The 24,180-nt window shown below is 56.3% G+C and carries 17 protein-coding genes; 9 read left to right on the top strand and 8 right to left on the bottom strand.

Annotation, left to right across the window (positions count from 1 at the left end; all coding sequences use genetic code 11):
• Positions 1-40: 40 nt before the first annotated feature.
• Complete coding sequence (locus IEX01_RS13680) at positions 41-2,437, top strand: glucose/quinate/shikimate family membrane-bound PQQ-dependent dehydrogenase (protein WP_048887696.1); 2,397 nt, start codon at positions 41-43, stop codon at positions 2,435-2,437.
• 164 nt (positions 2,438-2,601) lie between these two features.
• On the opposite strand, the gene cueO is transcribed toward IEX01_RS13680, so the two are convergent.
• A complete protein-coding gene (cueO, locus tag IEX01_RS13675; protein WP_188724036.1) occupies positions 2,602-4,140 on the bottom strand; it encodes a multicopper oxidase CueO in 1,539 nt (512 codons plus the stop codon).
• A gap of 618 nt (positions 4,141-4,758) precedes the next feature.
• On the opposite strand from cueO, the gene IEX01_RS13670 reads away from it, so the two are divergent.
• The 3 genes from IEX01_RS13670 (at position 4,759) to speD (ending at position 6,890) form a co-directional block, all read left to right on the top strand.
• Complete coding sequence (locus tag IEX01_RS13670) at positions 4,759-5,106, top strand: YacC family pilotin-like protein (RefSeq protein WP_024558295.1); 348 nt, start codon at positions 4,759-4,761, stop codon at positions 5,104-5,106.
• A gap of 108 nt (positions 5,107-5,214) precedes the next feature.
• Positions 5,215-6,081, top strand: coding sequence for a polyamine aminopropyltransferase (speE, locus tag IEX01_RS13665; RefSeq protein WP_188724035.1), 867 nt, complete (start codon positions 5,215-5,217; stop codon positions 6,079-6,081).
• Between the two features lie 14 nt (positions 6,082-6,095).
• Positions 6,096-6,890, top strand: coding sequence for an adenosylmethionine decarboxylase (gene speD / locus IEX01_RS13660; RefSeq protein ID WP_024558293.1), 795 nt, complete (start codon positions 6,096-6,098; stop codon positions 6,888-6,890).
• Between the two features lie 36 nt (positions 6,891-6,926).
• On the opposite strand, the gene yacL is transcribed toward speD, so the two are convergent.
• Complete coding sequence (gene yacL, locus IEX01_RS13655; protein ID WP_024558292.1) at positions 6,927-7,289, bottom strand: protein YacL; 363 nt, start codon at positions 7,287-7,289, stop codon at positions 6,927-6,929.
• Between the two features lie 193 nt (positions 7,290-7,482).
• Between yacL and IEX01_RS13650 the strand changes: the two genes are divergently transcribed.
• Positions 7,483-7,866, top strand: coding sequence for a hypothetical protein (locus IEX01_RS13650; protein ID WP_188724058.1), 384 nt, complete (start codon positions 7,483-7,485; stop codon positions 7,864-7,866).
• 78 nt (positions 7,867-7,944) lie between these two features.
• On the opposite strand, the gene acnB is transcribed toward IEX01_RS13650, so the two are convergent.
• Positions 7,945-10,542 (bottom strand): bifunctional aconitate hydratase 2/2-methylisocitrate dehydratase, encoded by a 2,598-nt coding sequence (gene acnB, locus IEX01_RS13645; protein ID WP_125454218.1) that lies wholly within the window; start codon positions 10,540-10,542, stop codon positions 7,945-7,947.
• A 582-nt stretch (positions 10,543-11,124) separates the two neighbouring features.
• Here acnB and IEX01_RS13640 point away from each other — a divergent pair.
• Genes IEX01_RS13640 through IEX01_RS13630 form a run of 3 tightly spaced genes read left to right on the top strand, consistent with a single transcriptional unit; the run spans position 11,125 to position 13,797 of the window.
• Entirely contained in the window at positions 11,125-11,451 is a 327-nt protein-coding gene (locus IEX01_RS13640; protein WP_048887705.1) for a hypothetical protein, read from the top strand.
• A complete protein-coding gene (locus tag IEX01_RS13635) occupies positions 11,448-12,992 on the top strand; it encodes a DUF3300 domain-containing protein (protein WP_188724034.1) in 1,545 nt (514 codons plus the stop codon). The genes IEX01_RS13640 and IEX01_RS13635 overlap by 4 nt, the downstream gene beginning before the upstream one ends.
• A 10-nt stretch (positions 12,993-13,002) precedes the next feature.
• Positions 13,003-13,797 carry a DUF2950 family protein gene (locus IEX01_RS13630; RefSeq protein ID WP_188724033.1) on the top strand — a complete coding sequence of 265 codons (795 nt, stop codon included), beginning with the start codon at positions 13,003-13,005 and terminating at the stop codon, positions 13,795-13,797.
• A 122-nt stretch (positions 13,798-13,919) separates the two neighbouring features.
• Here the strand turns inward: IEX01_RS13630 and traT are convergent, their stop codons facing one another.
• The 5 genes from traT to pdhR all read right to left on the bottom strand — a co-directional run bounded on the left by traT (position 13,920) and on the right by pdhR (position 22,239).
• Positions 13,920-14,651: a conjugal transfer complement resistance protein TraT gene (gene traT, locus IEX01_RS13625; protein WP_024558286.1), complete on the bottom strand. Its 732-nt coding sequence runs from the start codon at positions 14,649-14,651 to the stop codon at positions 13,920-13,922.
• Between the two features lie 370 nt (positions 14,652-15,021).
• Positions 15,022-16,446 carry a dihydrolipoyl dehydrogenase gene (gene lpdA, locus IEX01_RS13620; protein WP_188724032.1) on the bottom strand — a complete coding sequence of 475 codons (1,425 nt, stop codon included), beginning with the start codon at positions 16,444-16,446 and terminating at the stop codon, positions 15,022-15,024.
• 207 nt (positions 16,447-16,653) lie between these two features.
• Positions 16,654-18,555: a pyruvate dehydrogenase complex dihydrolipoyllysine-residue acetyltransferase gene (gene aceF, locus IEX01_RS13615; RefSeq protein WP_188724031.1), complete on the bottom strand. Its 1,902-nt coding sequence runs from the start codon at positions 18,553-18,555 to the stop codon at positions 16,654-16,656.
• A 14-nt stretch (positions 18,556-18,569) separates the two neighbouring features.
• Entirely contained in the window at positions 18,570-21,233 is a 2,664-nt protein-coding gene (gene aceE, locus IEX01_RS13610; RefSeq protein WP_024558284.1) for a pyruvate dehydrogenase (acetyl-transferring), homodimeric type, read from the bottom strand.
• A gap of 241 nt (positions 21,234-21,474) precedes the next feature.
• Positions 21,475-22,239 carry a pyruvate dehydrogenase complex transcriptional repressor PdhR gene (pdhR, locus tag IEX01_RS13605; RefSeq protein WP_024558283.1) on the bottom strand — a complete coding sequence of 255 codons (765 nt, stop codon included), beginning with the start codon at positions 22,237-22,239 and terminating at the stop codon, positions 21,475-21,477.
• A 535-nt stretch (positions 22,240-22,774) separates the two neighbouring features.
• On the opposite strand from pdhR, the gene aroP reads away from it, so the two are divergent.
• Positions 22,775-24,148 carry an aromatic amino acid transporter AroP gene (gene aroP, locus IEX01_RS13600; RefSeq protein ID WP_024558282.1) on the top strand — a complete coding sequence of 458 codons (1,374 nt, stop codon included), beginning with the start codon at positions 22,775-22,777 and terminating at the stop codon, positions 24,146-24,148.
• Positions 24,149-24,180 lie beyond the last annotated feature (32 nt).

The raw sequence follows: 24,180 nt of genomic DNA, 5'->3' as shown, positions 1-24,180 counted from the left end.
AACTATAATTAGTTGCTACTAAAAATTTACGAGTGTCATTATGGCGGAAACAAAAGTAAAACAGTCACGTTTGCTCGTGACTCTGACAGCCCTGTTCGCAGCATTGTGCGGACTTTATTTATTAATTGGAGGGGTATGGCTGGTCGCCATTGGCGGCTCCTGGTACTACCCTATCGCCGGGGTGGCGATGCTGGCGACAGCCTGGCTGCTGTGGCGTCGTAACGCGGCGGCGCTCTGGCTTTATGCCGCTATCCTGCTTTGCACTATGATTTGGGGCGTCTGGGAAGTCGGTTTCGATTTCTGGGCCCTGACGCCGCGCTGCGACGTGCTGGTGTTCTTTGGCATCTGGCTGATTCTGCCGTTTGTCTGGCGCCGTCTCGCCACGCCTGCGCGCCCGGGCGTTACCGCACTGGTGGTTTCGCTTATCATTACCGGCGGCATGCTGGTATGGGCGGCCTTCAACGACCCGCAAGAGATTCACGGCACCCTTTCCGCCGACGCCACGGCGGCAGCGGCAAGCGGCGCGGCTGCTATTCCGGAAGGCGACTGGCCGGCTTATGGCCGCAACCAGGAAGGCCAGCGTTATTCTCCTCTTAAGCAGATCAACGCCGATAACGTCCACCAGCTTAAAGAAGCCTGGACTTTCCGTACCGGCGACCTGAAGCTGCCGAACGATCCGGGTGAAATCACCAACGAAGTGACGCCGATTAAAGTGCGCGACACCCTTTACCTCTGCACCGCGCATCAGCGTCTTTTCGCGCTGGATGCCGCGACCGGTAAAGAAAAGTGGCACCTCGATCCGCAGCTGAATACCAACCCGACCTTCCAGCACGTGACCTGCCGCGGCGTCTCTTACCATGAGGCTACCCCGGCTAACGCGACGCCGGAAGTGCTGGCCGACTGTCCGCGCCGCATTATCCTGCCGGTAAACGACGGCCGTCTGTTTGCGGTGAACGCCGATAACGGCAAGCTGTGCCAGACCTTTGCTAACAAAGGCATCCTGAACCTGCAGACCAACATGCCGGTCACCACGCCGGGCATGTACGAGCCGACGTCGCCGCCGATCGTCACTGATAAAGTGATTGTGATTGCCGGTGCGGTAACCGATAACTTCTCCACCCGTGAGCCTTCCGGCGTTATTCGTGGTTTTGATATCAACACCGGCGCGCTGCTGTGGGCCTTCGATCCGGGCGCGAAAGATCCGAACGCTATTCCGGCGGACGAACATCACTTCACCCCGAACTCGCCGAACTCCTGGGCGCCAGCCGCCTATGACGCGAAGCTGGATCTGGTTTATCTGCCGATGGGCGTGACCACGCCGGATATCTGGGGCGGCAACCGCACGCCGGAGCAGGAACGCTATGCCAGCTCCATTGTGGCGCTGAACGCCTCTACCGGTAAGCTCGCCTGGTCTTATCAGACCGTTCACCACGACCTGTGGGATATGGACCTGCCGGCCCAGCCGACGCTTGCCGACATTACCGTGAACGGCCAGACCGTACCGGTTATCTATGCGCCGGCGAAAACAGGCAACATCTTTGTGCTCGACCGTCGCAACGGCCAGCTCGTGGTCCCGGCGCCGGAAAAACCGGTTCCGCAGGGCGCGGCGAAAGGCGACTACGTGACGCCGACCCAGCCCTTCTCTGATCTCTCCTTCCGTCCGAAGCAAGATCTGAGCGGCGCGAACATGTGGGGCGCCACCATGTTCGACCAGCTGGTTTGCCGCGTGATGTTCCACAGCATGCGTTATGAAGGTATCTTCACGCCGCCTTCTGAGCAGGGCACGCTGGTCTTCCCGGGCAACCTGGGGATGTTTGAATGGGGCGGTCTCTCTGTTGACCAGAACCGTCAGGTCGCGATTGCCAACCCGATTGCACTGCCGTTCGTCTCTAAACTGATCCCGCGCGGCCCGGGCAACCCGATGGAGCAGCCGAAAGACGCGCAGGGCACCGGCTCTGAATCCGGCATTCAGCCGCAGTACGGCGTGCCGTATGGCGTAACGCTGAACCCGTTCCTGTCGCCGTTTGGTCTGCCGTGTAAACAGCCTGCCTGGGGTTATATCTCCGCGCTGGATCTTAAGACCAACAAAATTGTCTGGCAGAAACGCATCGGTACCCCGCGCGACAGCTTCGGCTTCCCGATGCCGGTTCCGGTTCCGTTCACGCTGGGCATGCCGATGCTGGGCGGTCCGATTTCAACCGCGGGCAACGTGCTGTTCATCGCCGCGACGGCGGATAACTACCTGCGCGCTTACAACGTAACCAACGGCGACAAGCTGTGGGAAGGACGCCTGCCGGCAGGCGGCCAGGCCACGCCGATGACGTATGAAGTTAACGGTAAGCAGTATGTGGTGGTTTCCGCAGGCGGCCACGGGTCGTTTGGCACGAAGATGGGCGATTACATCGTTGCCTATGCGCTGCCGGATGACGCGAAATAATCTGCGATAAGCAAAACAAAAGCCCCTCACTGAGGGGCTTTTTTATGGGTATAGCGGCGAGGCGCATTGCTTATTCGCCCGGCATCGCTTTCCCGCCGGAAAGACGATGAACCTTTCGTCGGACGGGTTAGCGCAGCGCCGCGTCTTGCTTTTTTGGTGCGGCTTCAGCTCACCGTAAACCCTAGCATCATGCCCGTATCTTCATGCTCAAGCAGGTGACAGTGAGCCATATAGGCATGTTCAGCGGGCGCAACGTGGTCGAAACGCACCAGCACTTCGCTGCGCGCGCCCTCCACCCAGACCGTGTCTTTCCAGCCTGCGCGGTGCGCCGCAGGCGGCTTGCCGTTTTCGGTAAGGATGCGAAACTGCGTGCCGTGGATATGGAACGGGTGCAGCATCATGTCGCCTTCGCCCGAGAGGGTCCAGCGCTCATACTGGCCTTTCGCCACGTTGAACGCCGGGGCATTCATATCAAACGCTTTGCCGTTAATCTTGTTGGCGTTGTGGAAATCCATGCCGTGGCCGTGACCATGACTCATCTGCCCCATCATCTGCATGTGCTGCTGATAGCCCGCCAGCGCCTGCTCGCCATATTTCTCCTGCAGCGCCTGCATACCCATCATGTCGAGCATCGGGTCCATCATCAGCTGTAGCCAGCGCGCCTGTAGCCCGTCGAGCGAAGGCAGCGCGGGCACCTTAACTAAGGTATCCGGCAGGCTGCCGGAGGCGGGAATGACCAGCGGCTGAATGCGCACCACCGGCTGCGGCTTATCGAACGGCGCTATCGCCATCCCCATCTGGTTGACCGGCAGGGTGATGATGTCGAACGGCTTGCTGTCGCTGGTATCCACCAGCACCTCGAAGCGCTCGCCGGTCAGCACGGGCAGTTCGCTCACCTTAACCGGCTCCGGCAACAATCCGCCATCGCTCGCCACCACATAAAGCGGGCGGTTGTCGCTGGCGGCAATCTTCAGCGTGCGGGCATTGCAGCCGTTTAACAGGCGCAACCGCAGCCAGCCTTTCGGCGCGTTATGCTGCGGATACGCCACGCCGTTGCAGAGCAGCGTATCGCCGAACCAGCCCACCGCCGCGCTCATTACATCCAGCTGATAATCGACGTTGCCGTTGGCGGTGAATTTTTTGTCCTGAATAATGAGCGGCACATCGTCGATGCCCCACTGCTTTGGCAACATCAGTTGCAGGCTTTCGACATCCTCAATCAACACCAGGCCCGCCAGCCCCATCGCCACCTGATGGCCGGTTTTGCCATGCTGATGCGGGTGGAACCAGCAGGTCGCGGCACGCTGTTGCGGCGTAAAACTCACCGTTCGGGTCGCGCCTGGCGCAATCACCCCCTGCGGCCCGCCATCCACTTCGCCCGGTACTTCCACGCCGTGCCAGTGCACTGTGGTTTCCTCGGGAAGCGCATTGCGGATCTCCACCGTCACCGGTTTGCCGGACGTGAGCTTTACCGCCGGGCCGAGGAGGTTGCCGTTATAGCCCCACGTCGCCACCTTCTGGCCGTTGAACTGGCTGGCGCCCGCCTGGGCAGTCAGGCGAATTTTGCTTTGCGCGTCGGGCGTTAAGAGTTCGGGAATGGGTAAAGTCGGGCGTTTTGCCGCAGGTATCACGCGCCCCCAGGCAGGCAGCATGCTGAACGCGCCCAGTGCGGCGCTGTATTTTAAGAAATCACGGCGATGCATCTTATTTCCTTATCGACGACAGGCATGCCATGAGCTTAAACCTTTCCCCAACGGGAAGGTCAAGTTTCAACGGGAAAAAGCGACGAGGAGCGCCCGGGCGGCGGTGAACCGGGCGTTGAGTGAGCATGGCGGCGCGGCATTTCTAAGCTGCCTGTACTGCAGTGAACCAGACAACACCTCCATCTGGCTGGTGGTGTGGTTTCTAAGCTGCCTGTACGGCAGTGAACAAGAGCGGATTTTAGCTAATTCGCTGTATTAACACCAAATACCTTTAATTTGCTGTTGCAGACCCTTTTTTCCGGCGCTTTTATAGCGCCTTTAAAATCAATCGCTTAAAAAACGGTGTTAAAAAAGGGTTTGGGCATGAGAGCCAAAGTCAATTTTCCCGTGCGCCGTTTCGTTCACTTTCGCTTTTTGGCGAGGCCGCTTTTTGCTTTCGAAACGCGGCGTTTGCCGCTTACTTTTTCACCTCTCCTTAAATCATCTTGTTTTCATTTTGAAAAGCGCGCCAGGCCCCGTCATACGGGCATTTATCCGCCATAAAAGGGATCAAATATCCTCGTCGCGTCTGAACGAAATGTGCTATCGTTTGGTATCTTTTGGCGAGTGGTAGACGTAATGAACAAGTGGGTCAGGGTGATGTTGCTGGGCTGTCTGATGGGCTTTTCCGCCAGTAGCTTTGCGTTAAGTGAATCAGAAGCGGAAGACATGGCCGATCTCACTGCCGTTTTCGTGTTTCTGAAAAATGACTGCGGCTACCAGAACTTGCCAAACGGGCAGATTCGCCGCGCGCTGGTCTTTTTCGCCCAGCAAAACCAGTGGGATTTAAGCAATTACGAAAGCTTTAATATGAAGGCGCTTGGCGAAGACAGCTATCGCGATTTGAGCGGTATCGCCATTCCCACCGCCCGGAAATGTAAGGCGCTGGCGCGCGATTCTCTAAGCCTGCTTGCCTACGTAAAGTAACCCCCTTCCCCGCCCCTTCGTCGAAATAATGACCGTGCATCCACGGTTATTGTTAGCTATTATGTTGCGCCCATTTTCCGAGGGTGTTAACGAAGGAGGTATCAGCCAATGACCGGGAATACGCTGTGGCACGAGACGCTGCACGACAAATTTGGTCAATACTTTGCCGTTGATAATGTGCTTTACCACGAGAAAACCGATCATCAGGATTTGATCATTTTCGAAAATGCGGCTTTTGGCCGGGTAATGGCGCTGGACGGCGTGGTGCAAACCACCGAACGTGACGAGTTTATCTATCACGAAATGATGACCCACGTGCCGCTGCTGGCGCACGGTCTCGCAAAGCATGTGCTGATCATCGGCGGCGGCGACGGCGCTATGCTGCGTGAAGTCTCCCGCCATAAGAGCGTGGAATCCATCACCATGGTGGAGATAGACGCAGGCGTCGTTTCATTCTGTCGTCAGTATCTGCCTAACCATAATGCCGGCAGCTATGACGACCCGCGCTTTAAGCTGGTGATTGACGACGGCGTCAATTTTGTTAACCAGACGACGCAAACGTTTGATGTGATTATCTCTGACTGTACCGACCCTATCGGTCCCGGCGAGAGCCTGTTCACTTCCGCATTCTACGAAGGGTGCAAACGCTGCCTGAACCCTGGCGGAATTTTTGTCGCGCAAAACGGCGTCTGTTTTCTGCAGCAGGATGAAGCCATCGACAGCCACCGCAAGCTCAGCCACTATTTTAGTGATGTCAGCTTTTATCAGGCGGCTATCCCGACCTATTACGGCGGCATCATGACCTTCGCCTGGGCGACGGACAACGACGCGCTGCGCAACCTGCCCACTGAAACCCTGCAAGCGCGCTTTCACGCCGCGGGAATTCAGTGCCGCTATTACAATCCGGCTATTCATACGGCAGCTTTCGCTCTGCCGCAATATTTGCAAGATGCCCTGTCCGATCAGGCATCCTAAGGAGGTGATCAAAATTGAAAAAGCTGAAACTGCATGGCTTTAACAACCTGACCAAAAGCCTGAGTTTTTGTATTTACGATATTTGCTACGCCAAAACGGCGGAAGAGCGCGATGGTTATATCGCTTATATCGATGAACTCTACAACGCCAACCGTCTGACTGAGATCCTGACAGAGACCTGCTCCATCATCGGAGCCAATATCCTGAACATCGCGCGTCAGGATTATGAACCGCAGGGCGCCAGCGTCACCATTCTGGTGAGCGAAGAGCCGGTCGACCCGAAGCTGATTGATAAGTCCGAACACCCGGGTCCGTTGCCGGAAGCCGTGGTGGCCCACCTGGATAAAAGCCACATCTGCGTGCACACCTATCCGGAAAGCCATCCGGAAGGCGGGCTTTGCACTTTCCGCGCCGACATTGAGGTTTCGACCTGCGGCGTGATTTCGCCACTGAAGGCGCTGAATTACCTCATCCACCAGCTCGAGTCCGATATCGTGACCGTCGACTACCGCGTTCGCGGCTTTACGCGCGACGTGAACGGCATGAAGCACTTTATCGATCACGAGATCAATTCCATTCAGAACTTTATGTCAGAGGATATGAAGTCGCTGTATGACATGGTGGACGTGAACGTTTATCAGGAAAATATCTTCCACACCAAAATGCTGCTTAAAGAGTTCGACCTTAAGCACTATATGTTCCACACCAAACCGGAAGATTTAACCGAAGAAGAGCGCAAGACCATTACGGATCTGCTCTGGAAAGAGATGCGCGAAATTTACTACGGCCGCAACATTCCCGCCGTGTAAACGCCAGTGGAGCAGGGACGCTCCACGCCGCCGCGCTTAACGCTGATTAAGAAAGGCGCGATAAGCCGCCGCTACCTGCAGGAAATCTTCAAGACCACAGAGCGACAGGCTCTCTTCGTCGTAATAACTCATCCCCTCTTCCATCTCGTCGCCTGAAAACTCCAGCTGATTGGCGCGCACCATCACCTCTTCGCCATCAAGCCACAGCGTGTATTCGTGACCGGTTTTCTGCCACTGACGCTCGCTGCCTTTTACTTCACGCGCCGCCTGCTCCACTTCGTCGAGCAGAGACAGGTTGTCCTTTACCTCTTCGTTAAACCAGTGGCCGACCGCTTCATGCCCCATCGACATGCGCACTTTCACCGAGCCGGTAATATCGCGCAAGAATTCGTAATCCATGGTGTTTTCCTCTGCAAAAGGCAATGCGTGACCGCTGCATTGTACCTGTATAGTTATTATCGCAGCATGAAAGCGAAAAAAAAGCGGACCGGGCGGCGTCTGGCGAAAAAAGCGCTGACGCCCGCCCTCTGGTCTGGCTGTGCTATGCTGTGACCTTTCTTAACGCCTTAATTCATAAAGACCTATGCAAAAATTGAAAATGACGCTCGCCCGGGCCCTGCTGCTGTGCGCCGTCGCGCTGCCCCTTTCCGCCGCTTATGCGGGCGATGCGGTGCGGCTTGACTGCCTGACGCGGCAAAACGTGCTGATCTCCTTTTTTAAGTATCACCTCACCACCATGAAGTGGGGCGATCATTTTCAAATCGCCTCCGGCATTCATAAAGCCAGAACGAAAACGGGTACCCCTTATGAGATCATCTCCTTTCGCAACGGCGATGACTTAATCTACTTCCCGGCCAAAGAGAGCTATTTCCTGATTTATGCCAACCAGCAAAAACCGGAGCGCTGCCGGACGGAAGAGAGTTTTACTTATCCCGTGGTCAGCCTGCCGCGCTACGACGGCAAAGCAAACTCCTGAGGCGATAATGCATAAAAAAAGGGAAGCGCTAAGGCTTCCCTTTTTTCGTGCGGCCCGGCGAACCGGGCACGCGTTGCATCAAACTGCGGTCTGGAAAATCACGCCGTCCGCTTTCTCGGTGTACTGGGAAAGCTGGTCGAAGTTCAGGTAGCGATAAGTATCCACCGCGGTCTTATCCACCTGCGCGACAAAGGTCTGATACTCTTCCGGCGTCGGCAGCTTGCCGATAAGCGCCGCAACGGCCGCCAGCTCCGCAGACGCCAGATAGACATTCGCACCGGTGCCTAAGCGGTTCGGGAAGTTACGGGTCGAGGTGGAAACCACCGTCGAGCCGTCCGCCACGCGCGCCTGGTTACCCATGCACAGCGAGCAGCCCGGGATCTCAATACGCGCGCCGCTCTTACCAAACACGCTGTAGTACCCCTCTTCGGTCAGCTGCGCGGCGTCCATACGGGTCGGCGGCGCCACCCACAGGCGGGTCGGCAGCTGGCCTTTATGGCTGTCCAGCAGTTTACCGGCAGCACGGAAGTGGCCGATGTTGGTCATGCAGGAGCCGATAAACACTTCGTCGATCTTGTCGCCCTGAACGTCAGAGAGCAGGCGCGCGTCGTCCGGATCGTTCGGCGCGCACAGAATCGGCTCTTTGATATCGTTCAGATCGATGTCGATCACCGCCGCGTATTCCGCGTCGGCATCCGCTTCCATCAACTGCGGATCCGCAAGCCATTTCTCCATGCCCTGGATACGGCGCTCCAGCGTACGGCGGTCGCCGTAGCCTTCGGCAATCATCCATTTCAGCAGCACGATATTGGAGTTCAGGTACTCGATGATCGGCTCTTTGTTGAGCTTGATGGTGCAACCTGCCGCAGAACGCTCGGCGGAAGCATCGGTCAGCTCAAACGCCTGCTCGACTTTCAGATCCGGCAGACCTTCGATTTCCAGAATGCGGCCGGAGAAGATGTTCTTCTTGCCCTTCTTCTCAACGGTCAGCAGACCTTGCTGGATGGCATAGTAAGGGATGGCGTGAACCAGGTCGCGCAGCGTAATGCCCGGCTGCATCTTCCCTTTAAAGCGCACCAGCACCGATTCCGGCATATCCAGCGGCATCACGCCGGTCGCGGCGGCGAACGCCACGAGGCCGGAACCCGCCGGGAACGAAATACCGATCGGGAAACGGGTGTGGGAGTCGCCGCCGGTGCCAACGGTATCCGGCAGCAGCATGCGGTTCAGCCACGAGTGGATAACGCCGTCGCCCGGGCGCAGCGACACGCCGCCGCGGTTCATGATGAAGTCCGGCAGCGTGTGGTGCGTGGTAACGTCAACCGGCTTCGGATACGCCGCCGTGTGGCAGAAGGACTGCATCACCAGATCGGCGGAGAAGCCCAGGCACGCCAGGTCTTTCAGCTCGTCGCGGGTCATCGGGCCGGTGGTATCCTGGGAACCTACGGAGGTCATCTTCGGTTCGCAGTACTGGCCCGGGCGAATACCCGCTACGCCGCAAGCGCGGCCGACCATTTTCTGCGCCAGCGAGAAGCCGCGGTCGCTCTCGGCGACATCTTTCGCCTGACGGAACACGTCGCTGTGCGGCAGACCCAGCGCTTCGCGCGCTTTGGTCGTCAGCCCACGGCCGATGATAAGCGGAATACGGCCGCCCGCACGCACTTCGTCAATCAGCACGTCGGTTTTCAGTTCAAAGGAGGCCAGCAGCTCATCAGTGTAGTGATTACGCACTTCGCCTTTGTACGGGTAGATATCGATAGCGTCGCCCATATTGAGGTTCGACACATCGACTTCGATCGGCAGCGCGCCCGCATCTTCCATGGTATTGAAGAAGATTGGCGCGATTTTGCCGCCCAGCACCACGCCGCCGCCGCGCTTGTTCGGCACGAACGGGATATCTTCGCCCATGAACCACAGCACGGAGTTGGTCGCGGATTTACGGGATGAACCGGTGCCCACGACGTCGCCAACATACGCCAGCGGGAAGCCTTTTTGCGCCAGCGCTTCAATTTGCTTGATAGGGCCGACTGCGCCTGGCTGATCCGGCTCAATGCCGTCACGGGCGTTTTTCAGCATCGCCAGCGCGTGCAGCGGGATGTCCGGGCGCGACCAGGCGTCCGGCGCCGGAGAAAGGTCGTCGGTGTTGGTTTCGCCCGTCACTTTAAAGACGGTAACGGTAATTTTCTCAGGCAGCGATGGGCGAGACAGGAACCACTCGGCATTCGCCCAGGAGTGCATAACCTGCTGCGCGTGGGCGTTGCCCGCTTTCGCTTTCTCTTCCACGTCGTAGAAGTTATCGAACATCAGCAGCGTATGAGACAGCGCTTTGGCGGCAATCGGCGCCAGCTTTTCATCATCCAGCGCGTCAATCAGCGGGTGAATGTTATAACCACCCTGCATGGTGCCCAGCAGTTCAATCGCTTTTTCCGGGGTGACCAGCGGAGAGGAGGCTTCGCCTTTGGCGATAGCGGCAAGGAATCCGGCTTTTACGTAGGCGGCTTCGTCAACGCCTGGGGGTACACGGTTGGTAAGCAGATCTAACAGAAACTCTTCTTCACCCGCTGGCGGGGTTTTCAGCAGCTCGACGAGCGCGGCCATTTGGGTTGCATCTAAGGGTTTGGCTACAATCCCCTCGGCGGCACGCTCAGCTACGTGCTTACGGTATTCTTCTAGCACGACGGTTCTCCTCGCTCTCATTGTCATATGGGGAGCCAGGCTATTCTCTTCACGCTCCTGTGAGACAGCAGTTTGTAGGGTAAATGCCCGGTTCCGCGTCGGGCAGAATAGCAGGAATTGGGGTCTCTGTTAATCTGTTTACAAAAAAGCAACATTAAATATTTGCTGAATCGTTAAGCAACGCATAACGCGTTTCAGAAGTGAGATTTCAGGCACAAAAAAACCGCCTGACGGCGGTCTTCTTGTTGTGCGCGGGTGGTAGCAGGCACCTTCACACAGGTTATGTGGCAAGTACAACACGAAATGAATCATGCCATCGGTTAAAAAAAGGGGCAAGTCGAACTGTACGATTTGCGCACCGCTTTCGGAATTTACATGTAAGCCAATGCAACGCTTTAAAACGGCTTTCAGCCCTGGAAAAAACGGTTTACCTTGCCCGCTGGCCTGCTTCGCTGGCGTAGCAGCCAGTCACCGGGCCCGGAAGCAGTTCTCTGACCCTACGTGGCAAGTACAACACCCTTGCCTGGTTCTGCCTTTCCCGATGAAGAAGGAATCGAGGTAGCCCGCAAGGGATTACGCGCAATGGAAATGCGTTTGCTCTATACGCTTCTCATTGTATTAAGCGCAGCGATGGCGCTGATGCAGGGCGGCTGGAACATTTCAGACATCCACATTCGGTTCATCCTGAACTTAGGCAATTACGCTCCTGACCGCCCGCAAGGGCGGTCTTTCAGGCGACATCACAGCGGCAAATTTATTGTCGCTTATAATTGTGCAATAAATACTCACAGTTTTATTTGGACGGATGCGGTTCATCGCCAGTTAAAGCTAAAACCGCAAAAAAACGAAGGATATACTCGCGGCACCCCAAACGCCCTATGGCATCGCTCTCGTCGGAGTTTCCTATGAAGTTGCCTTTCAAGCCACATCTGTTTGCCCTGCTATGCAGCGCCGGGCTCCTGGCGGCCTCAGGCGCGCTATTCGTAAAAAGCCAGACGCCTGCGGCTGTGAACGAAACCGCGCCTGTCGCACCAGCGCAAACTCAGCCTGCCGCCACCGCGTCGGCACCGAACCAGCCCACTCCCGTAACGCCTGTCTCGCCCACTTATACGGCCGCGCAAATTGACCAATGGGTTGCGCCCGTCGCGCTCTACCCTGACGCGCTGCTGTCGCAAATTTTGATGGCGGCGACTTACCCGGCGAATGTGCTTCAGGCGGTGCAGTGGTCGCGGGATAACCCCAGACTGCAGGGCGATGCGGCGATAGAGGCGGCTAAGAACCAGCCCTGGGACGCGAGCGTAAAATCGCTGGTCGCCTTCCCGCAGCTCATGTCATTGCTGGGTGAAAACCCGCAGTGGGTGCAAAATCTCGGCGACGCATTCCTGGCGCAGCCCAACGATGTGATGGACTCGGTGCAAAGGCTGCGCGCACTGGCTCAGCAAACCGGCGCGCTGACCTCCACTGCGCAGCAGAAAGTCACCACGACGACAAAAGCGGCAACGCCTGCCCCGACAAAACAAGCTAACGGGGCAGCACCGCAACCCGCCAGCAGCCCGACGATTATTAAAATCGAACCCGCCGATCCGCAGGTTGTTTATGTGCCGACCTATAACCCGGCGACGGTCTACGGCACGTGGCCGAACGCCACTTACCCGCCGGTTTACCTGCCGCCGACGCCTGGCGAGCAATTCGGCGAGAGCTTCGTTAAAGGATTGGGTTACAGCCTCGGCGTCGCGACGACCTATGCGCTGTTCAGCAGTATCGACTGGGACGACGATGACCATGACGACCATCATCACGGTGACGGCTATTACCACGATGGCGACAACATCAACATCAATGTAAATAATTTCAACAAGATAACCGGAGAGCATCGCGTCGATAACGCGTTGCGCTGGCAGCATAATCCCGCCTATCGCAACGGCGTTCCCTACTCTGACAACCGTGTCGCCACGCAGTATCGCGCCAACGCCGCAGCAAGCGTAAACGCCGTTTCGCCGAAACCGGTTAACCGGGATAGCCAGCGACAGGCAGCCATGGCGCAGCTCCAGCAAGCCGCCGGTAAAAACCGGACGTCAACGCCACGCCCGGCCACAAAAGATGCGCAGCGGCAGGCGGCGAATCAGCAGCTAAAACAGATAGCGCAACGCAATAACTACCGGGGCTACGACACCGATAAACCCCGCGCGCAGCAACAGGCCAACCGCCCGCAGAAAACGCAGCGGGCGAATAAACCCCAGCGTGAAGCCATCTCTGCGGCGCGTCCGTCACCGACTCGCTATAACACGGCGCGCGCGAATGCGTTAAGCGGTAACGACAGCCGCTCAGCCAGCTGGCAGGCGCAACAACAGCGCGGAATGCTGAGCCGTCAATATGCGTCGACAAATCGGGAGCGCGCGCCCGCCAGAGAGCGACGCGCTGAAAACCGCGACTTTAACCGCCATCGCTAAGGGACAGAAAATGAAGCTAAAACGACTCACTGCGCTGGCGTTGTTCATGGTCTCCGTTCACGCCTTCGCCAATCAGCCATTCACTACCCCGGAACAGGCTGCCGATGCGCTGACGCAGGCGATTGAACAACAAAACGAAACCGCGCTGAATCAACTTCTCGGCGAAGACTGGCGACAATTTTTACCTCCTGAAGGGGTTGATCCCGAGGCCGTTGCGCGTTTTCTGCGCGACTGGAAAACCGGCCATCGTATCGTTCAGCAAGGCAATACCGCGCACCTGGTGGTTGGCGATAACGGCTGGCAGCTGCCGATTCCGCTGATAAAAGCGGCAGAAGGCTGGCGATTTGATATGCAGGCGGCGGAGGATGAAATATTGACTCGCGCCATTGGCCGCAACGAGTTGGCCGCTATCGAGGCGCTGCACGCCTATGTGGATGCGCAACAACGTTATTACGCGATGCATCAACGCTATGCGGAAAAAATCGTTAGCACTTCCGGGAAAAAAGATGGCCTTTACTGGCCAGTCAAACCCGGGGAATCCCCCAGCCCGCTTGGCCCCGCTTTTAGCCCAAAAGAACCGGGCGTGGGATATCACGGCTACCATTTTCGCATTCTGCCTGATAACCGTAACGGCTTTGCGATGATTGCCTGGCCGGTCAGTTATGGGGAAAGCGGCATAATGAGCTTTATGATTAACGGCGACGACGACGTCTGGCAGGCGGACCTTGGCCCCGACACGACGGAAAAAGCACAAGCGGTATCGGTCTATAAGCCAGATGGGCAGTGGCAGCTTGTGGCGCCGTAGGCGCGTTACCCGCCGGGTTTGTTTGCGGCGTCAGCCGTAGCTGCGGCGACAGAAGCGTAACACAGCGGCGATAGCCTACGGCTTAACGGACCGCCCTGGTCAGCGGTCCGTTATCGCTACGGTTACAGAATATTGGCGACCGATTTCGCCAGCTGCGCTTCGAGCTGTGGTTTCGCTTCTTCAAACTTCAGATTAACTTTGTTAGCGGTGGAAACGACACGGGTCTGGTATTTCGCACGGTTACCCTGCTCGCTGCTGGTTTGCAGTTTGATGCCGGAGGTTCCCTGACGCAGGGCTGCGATGTTGTCGGTGGTTACCGCCGCTTTGCTGCGCTCTGAAATCTGCAGGTCAGTGACCATGGTGTAGTTAACATCTTCCACCATCGCGTCAGCCGCCAGGCCAATCAGACCCGCCGCCAGGCCTACGCCCAGCGCCGCACCCGACGAGTTGCTGTTATAAGCGGTGATGCCCGCCCCCAGCGCCGCGCCCATAGCCGCCCCTTCGTAACCGCTCTTCAGGTAATTCTGCGATTCGCGCAGATCCATTTTGTCGGCCTTCAGCACGTTAGCCTGCACCCAGTAGTAAGCGGTATCCGGCGAACTGGTCACCTTGTAACCTTTCGCGGAAAGATCGTTTGCAATCAGCGTCTGCAGGTTGCTCATATCTTTATCAGAGGTGTTTTTCACCTGAATATAGACCGTTTTCTCAGAGGAAGGCTCCAGCCAGACGGTTTCGCTCATCTGGGTTTTCACTTCCAGGTTACGCTTTTTCACAGCGGTCGTCATCGCGCCGCAACCAGAGAGAGCAAAGGCGGTCAACACCACGCTAACAGCAGCCAACTTTTTAAAAGACATAGTTTTTCCTTTTTTGTCGATGAAATCGTCTGAGAGACGAAAAAGAGAAAGCCGGACGCCTGGCGCGCCAGCCAAATGCAGTGAGATTGTGTGTAGAGACCGCACAACTGCGGCACAATTTGAGAGAAGGTCAAAACTCAACGGCATTCCTTGTCCTGCGCATACCTGTCCGTGCGCCGCTAACGGCAACAGCAATAAATGAACAGCTCACTCGGTAAGCTTGTTTAACCTTATATCGGCAGCGAGAAATGAAGGTTGAGCGAAAATTGCCTACCAGATTAGGTAGTTACGGAAGAATGACGCAGCGGGAGGAGTAAGGCGGGAATAAAAAACGCCTCCGAAGAGGCGTTTATCACTAAAGCGAAGAGGCTTATTTTTTCTTCGCTTTCGGGTTCGGCAGGTCAGTAATGCTGCCTTCGAACATTTCAGCAGCCAGACCCACAGACTCGTGCAGAGTCGGGTGAGCGTGGATGGTGAGTGCGATATCTTCAGCATCACAGCCCATCTCGATAGCCAGACCGATTTCACCCAGCAGCTCGCCGCCGTTGGTGCCGACAATCGCGCCGCCGATAACACGGTGGGTCTCTTTGTCGAAAATCAGCTTGGTCATACCGTCTGCGCAGTCGGAAGCGATAGCACGGCCCGACGCTGCCCACGGGAAGGTGGCGGTCTCGTAGCTGATGCCTTTCTCTTTCGCTTCTTTCTCGGTCAGACCGACCCATGCCACTTCCGGCTCGGTGTAAGCGATGGACGGGATCACTTTCGGGTCGAAGTAGTGCTTCATGCCCGCGATAACTTCAGCGGCAACGTGGCCTTCGTGAACGCCTTTGTGCGCCAGCATCGGCTGACCGACGATATCGCCGATAGCGTAGATGTGCGGCACGTTGGTGCGCATCTGCTTGTCAACGCGGATGAAGCCGCGGTCGTCCACTTCCACGCCCGCTTTGCCCGCATCCAGGTTTTTACCGTTCGGCACGCGGCCGATAGCCACCAGCACGGCGTCGTAACGCTGCGCTTCAGCCGGCGCTTTTTTGCCTTCCATGGAAACGTAGATACCGTCTTCTTTCGCTTCAACGGCAGTCACTTTGGTTTCCAGCATCAGGTTGAATTTCTTGCTGATGCGTTTGGTGAAGACTTTCACGACATCTTTATCGGCAGCCGGGATAACCTGGTCGAACATTTCAACCACGTCGATCTCTGAACCCAGCGCGTGGTAAACGGTACCCATCTCCAGACCGATAATGCCGCCGCCCATGACCAGCATGCGCTTCGGCACTTCTTTCAGCTCCAGCGCATCAGTGGAATCCCATACGCGCGGATCTTCGTGCGGAATAAACGGCAGCTGAATCGGACGGGAACCCGCCGCGATGATGGCGTTGTCAAAGTTGATAACGGTTTTGCCGTTTTCGCCTTCAACTTCCAGGGTGTTGGCGCCGGTGAATTTACCCAGGCCGTTAACCACTTTCACTTTACGGCCTTTGGCCATACCAGCCAGACCACCGGTCAGCTGATTGATAACTTTTTCTTTCCAGGTGCGAATTTTGTCGATATCGGTTTTCGGCTCGCCAAAAACGATACCGTGCTCCGCCAGCGCTTTCGCTTCTTCGATGACTTTGGCTACGTGCAGCAGCGCTTTAGAAGGGATACAACCCACGTTCAGGCAAACACCGCCGAGGGTGCTGTAACGTTCTACGATGACGGTTTCCAGACCTAAATCCGCGCAACGGAAGGCCGCAGAGTAGCCTGCCGGGCCTGCCCCAAGTACCACGACCTGAGTTTTGATTTCAGTACTCATCATGACCTCTTAATTTATATCCGGCGGGTCTGACGCTTTTGTTATTACGCCCATCATCCACCGGGACGTTCTATCCGCTCGCATTTTACAAAATTGTTAACAATTTTGAAACAACAAACGGCAAACGAATCCTGTTTAGCAGCCGATAATCTTACGCAACTCCCGAGATTATCAGAAAAAAGCCGGCCGTCAGGCCGGCTTCTTCGCTTACATCACCAGACGGCGAATGTCAGACAGCGTGTTGTTGATGATGGTGATAAAGCGCGCACCATCAGCCCCGTCGATCACGCGGTGGTCGAAGGAAAGCGAGATCGGCAGCATCAGGCGCGGCGCGAACTCTTTACCATTCCAGACCGGTTCCATGGACGATTTGGAGACGCCCAGGATAGCCACTTCCGGCGCGTTGACGATCGGCGCGAAGTGGGTGGTGCCCAGGCCGCCGATGCTGGAGATGGTGAAGCAGCCGCCCTGCATTTCGCCAGCGGTCAGCTTACCATCACGCGCTTTTTTGGAAATGGTCATCAGCTCGCGAGACAGCTCGATGATGCCTTTCTTGTTCACGTCTTTGAACACCGGAACCACCAGGCCGTTCGGGGTATCCACCGCCACGCCGATGTTGATGTATTTCTTCAGCGTCAGACGCTGGCCATCTTCGGACAGGGAGCTGTTGAAGCGCGGCATCTGCTCAAGCGCTGCGGCGACAGCTTTCATGATGAAGACCACCGGGGTTATCTTCACATCCAGCTTACGCTTCTCCGCTTCGGCGTTCTGCTGTTTACGGAACGCTTCCAGGTCGGTGATGTCGGTTTTGTCGAAGTGCGTAACGTGCGGGATCATCACCCAGTTACGGCTCAGGTTCGCGCCAGAGATTTTCTGGATGCGGCCCAGTTCCACTTCTTCCACTTCACCAAACTTGCTGAAGTCCACTTTCGGCCACGGCAGCAGGCCCGGCAGAGAACCGCCAGAGGCAGCGGCGGCAGGCGCCGCTTCAGCGCGTTTAACCGCCTCTTTCACATAAGCCTGAACGTCTTCGCGCAGGATGCGGCCTTTACGACCGGTGCCCTTCACTTTCGCCAGGTTAACGCCGAATTCGCGCGCCAGGCGACGAATCAGCGGGGTGGCGTGTACGTAAGCGTCGTTCTCAGCGAACTCAGACTTGCCTTCCGCTTTTGCCGCCGGAGCAGCAGCCGGTTTAGAAGGCTGTGCAGCCGGAGCGGGCGCCGCCGCTTCCTGTTTCGCCGCCGGAGCAGCAGGTGCAGCGCCTTCCACTTCAAAGACCATAATCAGCGAGCCGGTGGAGACTTTGTCGCCCACATTCACTTTCAGCTCTTTCACAGTGCCCGCGAACGGCGCCGGAACTTCCATGGAAGCTTTGTCGCCTTCGACGGTGATAAGAGACTGTTCAGCGGAGACTTTGTCGCCCACTTTCACCAGCACTTCGGTGACTTCAACTTCGTCGCCGCCGATATCCGGTACGTTAACCTCTTTCGCGCCCGCCGCAGCCGCCGGCGCGGTTGCCGCCTGCTCGGTAACGGTCGGTTTAGCCTGCGCAGCCGGCGCTTCGCCCGCCACCTCGAAGACCATAATCAGAGAACCGGTGGAAACTTTGTCGCCCGTGTTGATTTTGATCTCTTTAACCGTACCGGCGAACGGCGCCGGCACTTCCATAGAGGCTTTGTCGCCTTCAACGGTGATAAGAGACTGCTCAGCGGTAACCTGGTCGCCCACTTTAACCAGGATTTCGGTGACTTCAACTTCGTCGCCGCCGATATCCGGTACGTTAACCTCTTTTGCAGCCGCAGCAGCCGGGGCAGCAGACTGCGCCGGAGCCGCTTCTTTTTTCTCTTCCTGCGCAGGTGCAGCGGCGGCTGCACCCTCGGCGGAATCGAAAATCATGATCAGTTTGCCGGTCTCGACTTTGTCGCCAACGGAGACTTTGATCTCCTTAACAACGCCCGCCTGCGGAGACGGCACTTCCATAGAGGCTTTGTCGCCTTCTACGGTGATCAGCGACTGTTCAGCTTCAACTTTGTCGCCCACTTTGACCAGGATCTCGGTGACTTCAACTTCGTCCGCCCCGATGTCCGGTACATTGATTTCGATAGCCATTCTTCTTTTACCTCTTATGCCAGACGCGGGTTGACTTTATCTGCATCGATGTTGAATTTGGTGATTGCTTCCGCCACCACTTTCTTGTCGATTTCGCCACGTTTAGCCAGTTCGCCCAGCGCTGCTACAACCACGTAAGAAGCGTCAACTTCGAAGTGGTGACGCAGGTTTTCACGGCTGTCAGAGCGACCGAAACCGTCGGTACCCAGTACGCGGTAATCATCAGCCGGTACATAAGTACGAACCTGCTCGGCGAACAGTTTCATATAGTCAGTGGACGCCACGGCCGGCGCATCGTTCATCACCTGAGCGATGTACGGAACGCGCGGGGTTTCCATCGGGTGCAGCATGTTCCAGCGCTCGCAATCCTGACCGTCACGAGCCAGCTCAGTGAAGGAGGTAACGCTGTAAACATCGGAACCGATGCCGTAGTCTTTCGCCAGGATCTGCGCTGCTTCACGTACGTGACGCAGGATAGAGCCGGAGCCCAGCAGCTGAACTTTACCTTTCGCGCCGTCAACGGTTTCGAGTTTGTAGATACCTTTACGGATACCTTCCTCGGCGCCCTGCGGCATCGCCGGCATGTGGTAGTTTTCGTTCAGCGTGGTGATGTAGTAGTAAACGTTCTCTTGTTTCTCACCGTACATACGCTCCAGACCGTCGTGCATGATCACAGCGACTTCGTAAGCGTAAGCCGGGTCGTAAGAGATACAGTTCGGGATAGTCAGAGACTGAATGTGGCTGTGACCATCTTCGTGCTGCAGACCTTCGCCGTTCAGGGTGGTACGACCGGAGGTGCCGCCGATCAGGAAGCCGCGCGCCTGCTGGTCGCCCGCCGCCCAGCACAGGTCGCCGATACGCTGGAACCCGAACATGGAGTAGTAGATGTAGAACGGGATCATCGGCAGGTTGTTGGTGCTGTAAGAGGTCGCCGCCGCCAGCCAGGAAGAACCTGCGCCCAGCTCGTTGATCCCTTCCTGCAGAATCTGGCCTTTCTCGTCTTCTTTATAGTAAGCAACCTGCTCACGGTCCTGCGGGGTGTACTGCTGGCCGTTCGGGCTGTAGATACCAATCTGACGGAACAGACCTTCCATACCGAAGGTACGCGCTTCGTCGGCGATGATCGGAACCAGACGATCTTTGATCGAGTTGTTCTTCAGCATCACGTTCAGGGCGCGAACGAAAGCGATGGTGGTGGAGATCTCTTTGTTCTGCTCTTCCAGCAGAGAACGGAAGTCTTCCAGCGTCGGCAGCTCAAGCTTCTCGGTGAAGTTCGGCTGACGGGACGGCAGATAACCGTGCAGCGCCTGACGGCGTTCATGCAGGTATTTGTACTCTTCAGAGCCTTCCGGGAAGGTGATGTACGGCAGTTTTTCCAGGTCAGCATCGGCTACCGGAACGCTGAAACGGTCGCGAACGTAACGCACGCCGTCCATGTTCATTTTCTTAACCTGGTGCGCGATGTTTTTACCTTCAGCGGTGTCGCCCATGCCGTAACCTTTAACGGTGTGAGCAAGGATGACGGTCGCTTTGCCTTTGGTTTCCTGCGCTTTTTTGAATGCAGCGTAGATTTTCTTCGGATCGTGGCCGCCGCGGTTCAGCGCCCAAATCTCATCGTCAGACCAGTCAGCGACCAGCGCGGCGGTCTCCGGGTATTTACCGAAGAAGTGCTCGCGAACGTAGGCGCCGTTTTTGGATTTGAAGGTCTGATAGTCGCCGTCAACGGTTTCGTTCATCAGCTGAATCAGCTTGCCGCTGGTGTCTTTACGCAGCAGCTCATCCCAACGGGAGCCCCACATCACTTTGATGACGTTCCAGCCAGCGCCGCTGAAGATGCCTTCCAGTTCGTTGATGATCTTGCCGTTGCCGGTTACCGGACCATCCAGACGCTGCAGGTTGCAGTTGATAACGAAGACCAGGTTGTCCAGCTTCTCACGGGTCGCGATGGTGATGGCGCCTTTGGATTCCGGCTCGTCCATCTCACCGTCGCCGAGGAACGCGTAAACGGTCTGCTCAGAGGTATCTTTCAGGCCGCGATGTTCCAGATATTTCAGGAATTTTGCCTGGTAGATAGCGCCGATCGGGCCCAGCCCCATGGAAACGGTCGGGAACTGCCAGAATTCCGGCATCAGTTTCGGGTGCGGATAAGAAGAGAGGCCGTTGCCGTGCACTTCCTGACGGAAGTTATTCATCTGCTCTTCGGTCAGGCGGCCTTCAACGAAAGCACGCGCGTAAACGCCCGGAGAGATGTGACCCTGGAAGTAAACCAGATCGCCGCCGTCTTTGTCGTTGCGAGCGCGGAAGAAGTGGTTAAAGCACACTTCATAAATGGTCGCTGAAGACTGGAAGGAAGCCATGTGGCCGCCGAGTTCCAGATCTTTTTTGGACGCGCGCAGAACGGTCATAATGGCGTTCCAGCGGATGGCAGAACGAATACGACGCTCAAGGTCCAGATTGCCCGGGTATTCCGGTTCATCTTCAACGGCAATAGTGTTGACGTAGTTGCTAGCCCCTGTACCAGCCGCTACTTTCACGCCGCCTTTGCGGGCTTCGGAGAGTAACTGGTCGATCAGATACTGAGCGCGCTCAACACCTTCTTCACGGATGACCGATTCGATCGCCTGTAGCCAGTCGCGAGTTTCGATCGGATCCACGTCATTTTGGAAACGTTCTGACATGGGGGTATTCCTTATCTCTCTAATACGTTGATTTGTCTGGAACCTGTCCCATTGCGCTCTTTGTTCTTCATATTTTAGGTTTCTCTTTGTTGGCTGCGCTTCCTCACCCCGGCCACATAGTTCGCTATGCTCCCGGGGATTCGCGCGCTTGCCGCCGCGATATAACCCAAATTATTTGAACAACTAAAAGCACAATAAGACAGGTTCTGCGTTTAGTTGCCGCGCTCTAAAACACTGGCGCTTAGTCCTTACGTTGCTGTAGGCGGCGCAGTGAGCGTTCACGACGACTTTGCTCACGGCTGCGGTCCAGCAAGATTTCCTCAATGAAGGCCAGGTGACGGTGAGACGCTTCGCGCGCCTGCTCCGGCTCCCTCGCCATAATCGCCTCATAAATACTGGTGCGATGGCTGCTGACCAGCGGAAGCATCTCCCGCCGGGCATACAGTAATTCGAAATTCTGGCGAACATTCTGAGCGAGCATCGGCTCCATGCAGCGCAACAAGTGTAGCAACACTACGTTGTGCGCGGCTTCTGTCACCGCAATTTGGTACTTCATCACTGCATCGGATTCCGCATCCAGATCGCCGGACTGCTGCGCCAGCTCAATGGCGTGATGCAACTCGCGAATGCGCACCCGATCCTCGTCCGTGCTGCGCAGCGCAGCGTAATACGCGGCGATGCCCTCCAGCGCGTGGCGGGTTTCAAGCAGGTCAAACTGGGATTCGGGATGATCGGAGAGCAGTTCTACTAGCGGGTCGCTGAAGCTCTGCCACAGACTGTTCTGGACAAACGTGCCGCCACCCTGGCGACGAAGCAGCAGGCCCTTCGCCTCGAGACGCTGGATAGCCTCTCGCAGGGAGGGACGAGAAACGTCGAACTGTTTGGCCAGCTCACGTTCAGGAGGAAGTTTTTCGCCGGGACGCAGCGTCCCTTCGAGGATGAGAAACTCCAGTTGCTGCTCAATCACATCAGAAAGTTTAGGTTGGCGGATTTTGCTGTAGGCCATGTTCCCTGTCTCTGCCATTCGCCCGGAGTCAATTGGTATGACCAATTGCATGTTCGTGACGCTAAAGTAACAAAGTATTCACCTTCTGTCCATATTGGTTTTGATTGAAATCAGGAAAGCAGGCACATTTTAACAACCCTACAGAAATGATGTTTCAGAAATGTAACTTTGAACAAATTAACCATTTACCTCGCAAGGAGTAGTTTTAACTTTATCGAAACGCACAACTTTTCATCCTGAACCGATTCACCACAAAGTTATATGAATAACCAGGCGTATTTTTAGCTTAATCTTCCTCATCGACCCGTAGCGTCTCCGCACCGCGCCATTTACAAATGGTTTCTTTTTATTCACTCCGACAGTGCCCCTCGCGAAAGCAGGTGCATTCGCGGGCGCTTATCACTATTCTTGGCCCTACGGAAGCATTTATATAAAAATTCCGGTTTTTGCTCCGTAAAGAAAAAACTACAAACGACGGAATTAATAAATTACAGCGGCCACGCTGAAGAGAAACAACCACACACGAGGTTCACTTATGGAAGGTCAACAGCACGGCGAAACGCTGAAGCGCGGCCTTAAAAACCGCCATATCCAGCTTATCGCGCTGGGTGGAGCAATCGGAACGGGGCTCTTTCTGGGCAGCGCATCCGTTATCCAGTCTGCGGGTCCCGGCATTATCCTTGGCTACGCGATTGCCGGCTTTATCGCATTTTTAATCATGCGCCAGCTTGGCGAAATGGTGGTTGATGAGCCGGTAGCCGGCTCCTTCAGCCATTTTGCCTATAAATACTGGGGCGGTTTCGCCGGTTTCGCTTCCGGCTGGAACTACTGGGTGCTTTACGTTCTGGTGGCAATGGCGGAACTCACCGCTGTCGGCAAGTATATTCAGTTCTGGTGGCCGGAGATCCCAACATGGGTTTCTGCGGCGGCCTTCTTCGTGCTTATCAACGCCATTAACCTGACCAACGTAAAAGTGTACGGTGAGATGGAGTTCTGGTTTGCGATTATCAAAGTGGTCGCTGTTATCGCCATGATCCTCTTTGGCGGCTGGCTGTTGTTCAGCGGCGGCGCAGGCCCGCAGGCGACCGTGCGCAACCTCTGGGAGCAAGGCGGTTTCCTGCCGCACGGCACCATGGGGCTGGTGATGATGATGGCTATCATCATGTTCTCTTTCGGCGGCCTTGAACTGGTGGGCATTACCGCGGCAGAAGCGGATAACCCGGAAGTCAGCATCCCGAAAGCAACGAATCAGGTTATCTATCGCATCCTCATCTTCTATGTAGGCTCGCTGGCGGTATTGCTTTCGCTGATGCCGTGGACGCGCGTAACCGCGGATACCAGCCCGTTTGTGCTTATCTTCCACGAGCTGGGCGACTCGCTGGTAGCGAATGCGCTGAATATCGTTATCCTCACGGCGGCGCTGTCGGTCTATAACAGCTGCGTATACTGCAACAGCCGTATGCTGTTCGGCCTGGCGCAGCAGGGCAACGCGCCGAAATCGCTGCTGAAAGTAGACAGACGCGGCGTGCCGGTCAATACCATCCTGGTGTCTGCGGTTACCACCGCGCTGTGCGTGGTGATTAACTACCTGATGCCTGGCGAAGCCTTTGGCCTGCTGATGGCGCTGGTCGTCTCAGCGCTGGTGATTAACTGGGCCATGATTAGCCTTGCCCATATCAAATTCCGCCGTAAGAAAGATAGTCAGGGCGTGAAAACCCGCTTCCCGGCGCTCTTCTATCCGCTGGGCAACTGGGTCTGCCTGCTCTTTATGGCGGCGATTTTGGTGATTATGGCAGTAACGCCGGGGATGGCGATTTCTGTCTGGCTGATCCCGGTCTGGATTGCCATTCTGGGCATCGGTTACTGGATTAAAACGCAGCGCAGCGCGAAAACCGTAAAAGCGCATTAATCCATTTTTTGCATCAAAATGCCCCGGTCGGC

This window comes from Franconibacter daqui, assembly GCF_014644275.1.
GTDB classification, from domain to species: domain Bacteria; phylum Pseudomonadota; class Gammaproteobacteria; order Enterobacterales; family Enterobacteriaceae; genus Franconibacter; species Franconibacter pulveris.
The sequence above is the reverse complement of the archived record's forward strand: the minus strand, read 5'-3'. Positions and strand labels throughout refer to the sequence as shown.

What these genes read in the sequence shown, in the direction of transcription:
- IEX01_RS13680 (WP_048887696.1), top strand. Translation starts at nt 41, where the DNA reads ATGGCGGAAACAAAAGTAAAACAGTCACGTTTGCTCGTGACTCTGACA.
- cueO (WP_188724036.1), bottom strand. Translation starts at nt 4,140, where the DNA reads ATGCATCGCCGTGATTTCTTAAAATACAGCGCCGCACTGGGCGCGTTC.
- IEX01_RS13670 (WP_024558295.1), top strand. Translation starts at nt 4,759, where the DNA reads ATGAACAAGTGGGTCAGGGTGATGTTGCTGGGCTGTCTGATGGGCTTT.
- speE (WP_188724035.1), top strand. Translation starts at nt 5,215, where the DNA reads ATGACCGGGAATACGCTGTGGCACGAGACGCTGCACGACAAATTTGGT.
- yacL (WP_024558292.1), bottom strand. Translation starts at nt 7,289, where the DNA reads ATGGATTACGAATTCTTGCGCGATATTACCGGCTCGGTGAAAGTGCGC.
- IEX01_RS13640 (WP_048887705.1), top strand. Translation starts at nt 11,125, where the DNA reads ATGGAAATGCGTTTGCTCTATACGCTTCTCATTGTATTAAGCGCAGCG.
- IEX01_RS13635 (WP_188724034.1), top strand. Translation starts at nt 11,448, where the DNA reads ATGAAGTTGCCTTTCAAGCCACATCTGTTTGCCCTGCTATGCAGCGCC.
- IEX01_RS13630 (WP_188724033.1), top strand. Translation starts at nt 13,003, where the DNA reads ATGAAGCTAAAACGACTCACTGCGCTGGCGTTGTTCATGGTCTCCGTT.
- traT (WP_024558286.1), bottom strand. Translation starts at nt 14,651, where the DNA reads ATGTCTTTTAAAAAGTTGGCTGCTGTTAGCGTGGTGTTGACCGCCTTT.
- lpdA (WP_188724032.1), bottom strand. Translation starts at nt 16,446, where the DNA reads ATGAGTACTGAAATCAAAACTCAGGTCGTGGTACTTGGGGCAGGCCCG.
- aceF (WP_188724031.1), bottom strand. Translation starts at nt 18,555, where the DNA reads ATGGCTATCGAAATCAATGTACCGGACATCGGGGCGGACGAAGTTGAA.
- aceE (WP_024558284.1), bottom strand. Translation starts at nt 21,233, where the DNA reads ATGTCAGAACGTTTCCAAAATGACGTGGATCCGATCGAAACTCGCGAC.
- pdhR (WP_024558283.1), bottom strand. Translation starts at nt 22,239, where the DNA reads ATGGCCTACAGCAAAATCCGCCAACCTAAACTTTCTGATGTGATTGAG.
- aroP (WP_024558282.1), top strand. Translation starts at nt 22,775, where the DNA reads ATGGAAGGTCAACAGCACGGCGAAACGCTGAAGCGCGGCCTTAAAAAC.